The sequence below is a fragment of the Streptomyces sp. adm13(2018) genome (assembly GCF_008042145.1).
GTDB lineage: Bacteria > Actinomycetota > Actinomycetes > Streptomycetales > Streptomycetaceae > Streptomyces.
Genome location: NZ_RDBH01000137.1, coordinates 35508 through 41041, shown reverse-complemented (window position 1 = coordinate 41041; position 5534 = coordinate 35508). Strand labels below are relative to the sequence as shown.

General features: G+C 74.0%; 1 protein-coding gene. It reads left to right on the top strand.

Translation table 11 applies throughout. The features are described 5' to 3' along the window. A partial coding sequence (locus tag EAO70_RS27010) for a type I polyketide synthase (protein WP_148005509.1) occupies nucleotides 1-5534 on the top strand: 5534 nt, incomplete at both ends.

The following is a 5534-nucleotide window of genomic DNA, read 5'->3' as shown; positions in this document are numbered from 1 at the left end:
CCCGCCTCCTGGGCCATGATGATCGCCCTCGCCGCCCTCTGGCGCGCCAGCGGCGTCAACCCCACCGCCGTCATCGGCCACTCCCAGGGCGAGATAGCCGCCGCCGTCGTCGCCGAAGGCCTCACCCTCGACGACGGCGCCCGCATCATCGCCCTCCGCTCCAAGGCCCTCCGCGCCCTCTCCGGAGGCGGCGGCATGGCCTGGCTCAGCATCCCCGAGACCCAGACCGAAGACATCCTCACCACCTGGCACGGACAGATCTCCGTCGCCGCCGTCAACGGACCCTCCTCCACCGTCGTCGCCGGACAACCCGAAGCACTCGACGCACTCCTCACCCACTGCGAAACCACCGGAATCTGGGCACGCCGCATCCCCGTCGACTACGCCTCCCACTCCGCACACGTCGACGAGATCCAGAACATCCTCGCCACCCAACTCAAGGACGTCACCCCCCGACAGGGCACCACCACCTTCCACTCCACCGTCACCGGCGACATCCTCGACACCACCGAACTCGACGCCGCCTACTGGTTCCGCAACCTCCGCAGCAAAGTCCGCCTCGCCGACGTCATCACCCAACTCGCCGCACCCGACACCGTCTTCATCGAGGTCAGCGCCCACCCCGTCCTCCTCTCCGGCATCACCGAAACCCTCGCCGACACCGGAGCCGCCATCGGCACCCTCCACCGCAACACCGGCAGCCTCGAACGCTTCACCCAGTCCGCCGCCGAAGCATGGACCCACGGCGTCACCGTCGACTGGACCACCCTCCTCCACCCCTACCAGCCCCACACCGTCGAACTCCCGCCCTACCCCTTCCAGCACCAGCACTACTGGCTCCAGGCCGAACCGGCCGCGACGGACGCCCGCGGGCTCGGTCTGAACCCGGCGGGGCATCCGCTGCTCGGCGCCGTGGTCGAACTCGTCGAGGAGGACCGTCTGGTGTACACGGGGCGGCTCGGCCTCGACACACAGCCGTGGCTCGCCGACCACGCCGTGCACGGCACCGTGCTGCTGCCCGGTACGGCCTTCCTGGAACTGTCGATGGCCGTGGGCGCCCGGATGGGCCTGCGGCGGCTCGCCGAACTGACGTTGCAGGCCCCCCTGGTGCTGTCGCCCGACGAGGCCGTACAGCTCCGGGTGACCGTCGAGCCGACGAACGCGGACGGGCAGCGCGAGCTGGCCGTGCACTCCCGGCCGCAGGACGCGGACTCCGCGCTCCCCTGGACCCGGCACGCCGCGGCGCTGCTCGACGCCGACGACGAGGCGGCGGACTTCGACCTCACCGCGTGGCCGCCTCCCGGCGCCCGCGAGATCGACGTCGAGACCCGCTACGACACCCTGGCGGAGGCGGGTTACGACTACGGGCCCGTCTTCCAGGGCCTCCGCGCCGCCTGGCGCTCCGGTCGTGACGTCTTCGCCGAGGTGGGCCTGCCCGCCGAGCTCGACGCCGCGTCCTTCGGGGTCCACCCGGCGCTGCTCGACGCGGCCCTGCACGCGGTCGGTCTGCTGCGTGAGGACGGCGGGACGGTCCTGCCGTTCTCCTGGTCCGGCGTCACCCGCCTCAGCGAGGGCGCGGACGCTCTGCGGGTGTGGCTCGCCCCCCGGAGCGACGACGGGGTGAGTCTGCGCGTCACCGACGGCTCCGGCCGCCCGGTGCTCTCCGCGGAGTCGGTCACGATGCGGCCGTTCACCGCCGACCTGGCGGCGGCGCGCGGCACCGACGCGCTGTTCCGCCTGGAGTGGCAGCCGGTCCGGGCCGCCGCGACCCCCGTCGACGTCTGCCTGGTGGACGAGCTGGCCGAGGTGCCGGATCCCGTGCCTCAGGTCGTCGCCGTACGATGTCCGGGCTCGCCGCAGAACACCGACGCCGCAGACAGCGCAGACAGCGCAGCCGGCTCCGACCTGGCCGACGGCTCCGACATCACGGGGGCCGGTCTCGCCGGAGCCGCGCACCGCGCGGCGGGCTGGGCGCTCGACCTGGTGCAGGGCTGGCTGGCCGACGCCCGGTTCGCGGGCTCCCGGCTGCTGGTGCTGACCGAGGGCGCCGCCGGTCCCGACGTGACGCACCCCGCCATGGCCACCGTATGGGGGCTGGTCCGGACGGCCCAGTCCGAACACCCCGACCGGTTCGCCCTGTTGGACACGGGCCCGGCGTCCGCGTTCGACGCCGTCGACGTGCCCGGGGCCGTACTCGCCGAGCCGCAGCTCGCCCTGCGGGACGGCGCGCTCCTCGCTCCGCGGCTCGTCCGGCACGCCCCGGTCGACCCGGTCGACCCGGTCGACCCGGTCGACCCGGTCGCCGTTCCGCTCGACCCGGACGGCTCCGTGCTCATCACCGGCGGAACCGGCGTCCTCGGCGCCTCCGTCGCCCGCCACCTCGTCGCCGCGCACGGGGCCCGCCGCCTGCTCCTGGTCAGCCGCCGCGGCGCCGACGCGCCCGGCGCCGGGGAACTGGCCGCCGAGCTCACCGCCTCGGGTGCCGAGGTCACCCTCGCCGCCTGCGACACCGCCGACCGCGACGCGCTCGCCCGACTGCTCGACGGCGTACGGCTCACCGCCGTCGTCCACACCGCAGGCCTGCTCGACGACGGGGTGGTGGAGTCGCTGACCCCGGACCGGCTCGCCGCGGTGCTGCGTCCCAAGGTGGACGCCGCGGCGCTCCTCGACGAGCTCACCGCCGACCAGGACCTCGCCGCGTTCGTCCTCTTCTCCTCGGTGGCGGGCGTCCTCGGAAACCCGGGGCAGGCCAACTACGCCGCCGGCAACGTCTTCCTCGACGCGCTGGCCGCCCGCCGCCGGGCCGCCGGACGTCCCGCGACCTCGCTCGCCTGGGGCCTGTGGGCGGAACGCACCGGTCTCACCGGTCACCTGGACGAGAGCACCCTCTCGACCCGCGGCATCGCCCCGCTCTCCACCGAGCAGGGCCTCGAACTCCTCGACCGGGCGCTCGGCGACGGTGCGGCGATGCTCGTACCGGCCCGCCTGGACCCGGCCGCACTGCGGTCCGACGCCCTCGACGGCACCCTGTCCCCGGTGCTGCGTGCGCTGGTACGGGTTCCCCGGCGGCGCTCCGGCGAGTCCGGACTGCGCCGCAAGCTCGGCCGGCTGTCCGAGGAGGAGGGCCGCCGTCTGCTGCTCGACCTCGTCGGCACCCAGCTCGCCGCGGTCGTCGGCCGCGACTCGGCGGACGGCATCGACCCCGACCAGCCGTTCAAGAGCTTCGGGGTCGACTCGCTGCTCGCCGTGCAGCTGCGGAACCGTCTCAACTCCGCGACGGGCCTGCGCCTTCCGGCGACCCTCGTCTTCGACCACCCGACGCCGTCCGCCGTCGTCGACTTCACCCTCTCGCTCGCCCGGGAGCGTGCCGAGAGCGCCGCCCCGCAGCCCGTCGCGGCCGCCGCGCCGCGGATGGACGACGATCCCATCGTGATCGTCGGCATGGGCTGCCGCTTCCCCGGCGGGGTGGACTCCCCCGAGGGCCTGTGGCAGGTCGTCGCCGAACAGCGCGACGTGATCTCGGACTTCCCGACCGACCGCGGCTGGGACCTGGACGCGCTGTACCACCCGGACCCGGACCACTCCGGGACGTCGTACGTCCGACGGGGTGGATTCCTGCACGACGCGGGCGAGTTCGACCCGGCGTTCTTCGGGATCTCGCCGCGCGAGGCACTGGCGATGGACCCGCAGCAGCGGCTGCTCCTGGAGGTCTCGTGGGAGGCCCTGGAGCGGGCGGGGATCGAGCCCGGCACGCTCCACGGCAGCGACACCGGGGTGTTCGCCGGTGTGATGTACCACGACTACGGCGGTGGGGGCCGGCTTCCGGAGGAGGCCGAGGGGCACTTCCTGACCGGTACGGCCGGCAGTGTCGCCTCGGGCCGGGTGGCGTACACCCTGGGTCTGCAGGGCCAGGCCCTGACGGTGGACACCGCGTGCTCGTCGTCGCTGGTCGCCCTGCACCTAGCGGTGCGGGCCCTGCGGTCCGGTGAGTGCTCGCTGGCCCTCGCCGGTGGCGCGGCAGTGATGTCCACGCCTCATACGTTCATCGAGTTCTCGCGTCAGCGGGGCCTCGCGGCCGACGGCCGCATCAAGTCGTTCTCGGCGGACGCGGACGGTACGGCGTGGGCCGAGGGCGTCGGCGTCCTTGTCGTCGAACGGCTATCCGACGCACGGCGGTTGGGGCACGAGATCCTCGCCGTGGTCGCCGGGACCGCCGTCAACCAGGACGGCGCCTCCAACGGTCTGACCGCACCGAGCGGTCCCGCCCAGGAGCGCGTCATCCGCGCCGCCGTCACCGACGCCGGCCTCACCCTCACCGATGTCGACGCCGTCGAGGCGCACGGCACCGGCACGGTCCTTGGCGACCCCATCGAAGCCCAGGCGCTCCTCGCCACCTACGGCAGCCGGCGCGACAACGACCGGCCGCTGATGCTGGGCTCCCTCAAGTCCAACCTCGGCCACGCCCAGGCGGCCGCGGGCGTCGGCGGCGTCATCAAGATGGTGATGGCCCTCCAGCACGGCGAAGTGCCCGCCTCGCTCAATGTCGGCAAGCTCAGCGAACTCGTCGACTGGGAGTCCGGCGGCGTCGAGGTGCTCACCGAAGCCCGTTCCTGGCCTGCCGCCGAGGGCAGGGTCCGCCGGGCCGGCGTGTCCTCATTCGGCATCAGCGGCACCAACGCCCACGTCATCCTGGCGGAGGCCCCGACCGCCGAGCCGGCCGCCGAGCCGGCCGCCGAGGACGGGACCGAGCGTCCCGAGGGCGGTCTGCCGTGGGTCGTGTCGGCGCGTTCCGCCGACGCGCTCGCGGAGACCGCGGGCCGTCTGGCCGCGTCGGTACGCGCCCGGCCCGGCATCCGCCCCGCCGACGTGGCGTTCTCCCTGGCCACCCGGCGCTCCGCCTTCGAGTCCCGCGCCGTCGTCTCCGGGGCCGAGGGCCTCGACGGGCTCCTCGCCGGACTCGACGCGCTCGCCTCCCGCGAGGCCGAGCCGGTCACCGCGGCCGTCACCGGTGCGAAGCCGGGCCGGGGTCCGGCTGCTCCCGTCGTGTTCGTGTTCCCCGGTCAGGGTGCGCAGTGGGCGGGGATGGCCGTCGAACTCCTCGACACCTCGCCCGTCTTCGCCCAGACCATCGCCGACTGCGAGACCGCTCTCGCGCCCTTCGTCGACTGGTCCCTCACCGACGTCCTGCGCGCCGAGAACAACGCCCCCGGCCTCGACCGCGTCGACGTCGTCCAACCCGCCTCCTGGGCCATGATGATCGCCCTCGCCGCCCTCTGGCGCGCCAGCGGCGTCAACCCCACCGCCGTCATCGGCCACTCCCAGGGCGAGATAGCCGCCGCCGTCGTCGCCGAAGGCCTCACCCTCGACGACGGCGCCCGCATCATCGCCCTCCGCTCCAAGGCCCTCCGCGCCCTCTCCGGAGGCGGCGGCATGGCCTGGCTCAGCATCCCCGAGACCCAGACCGAAGACATCCTCACCACCTGGCACGGACAGATCTCCGTCGCCGCCGTCAACGGACCCTCCTCCACCGTCGT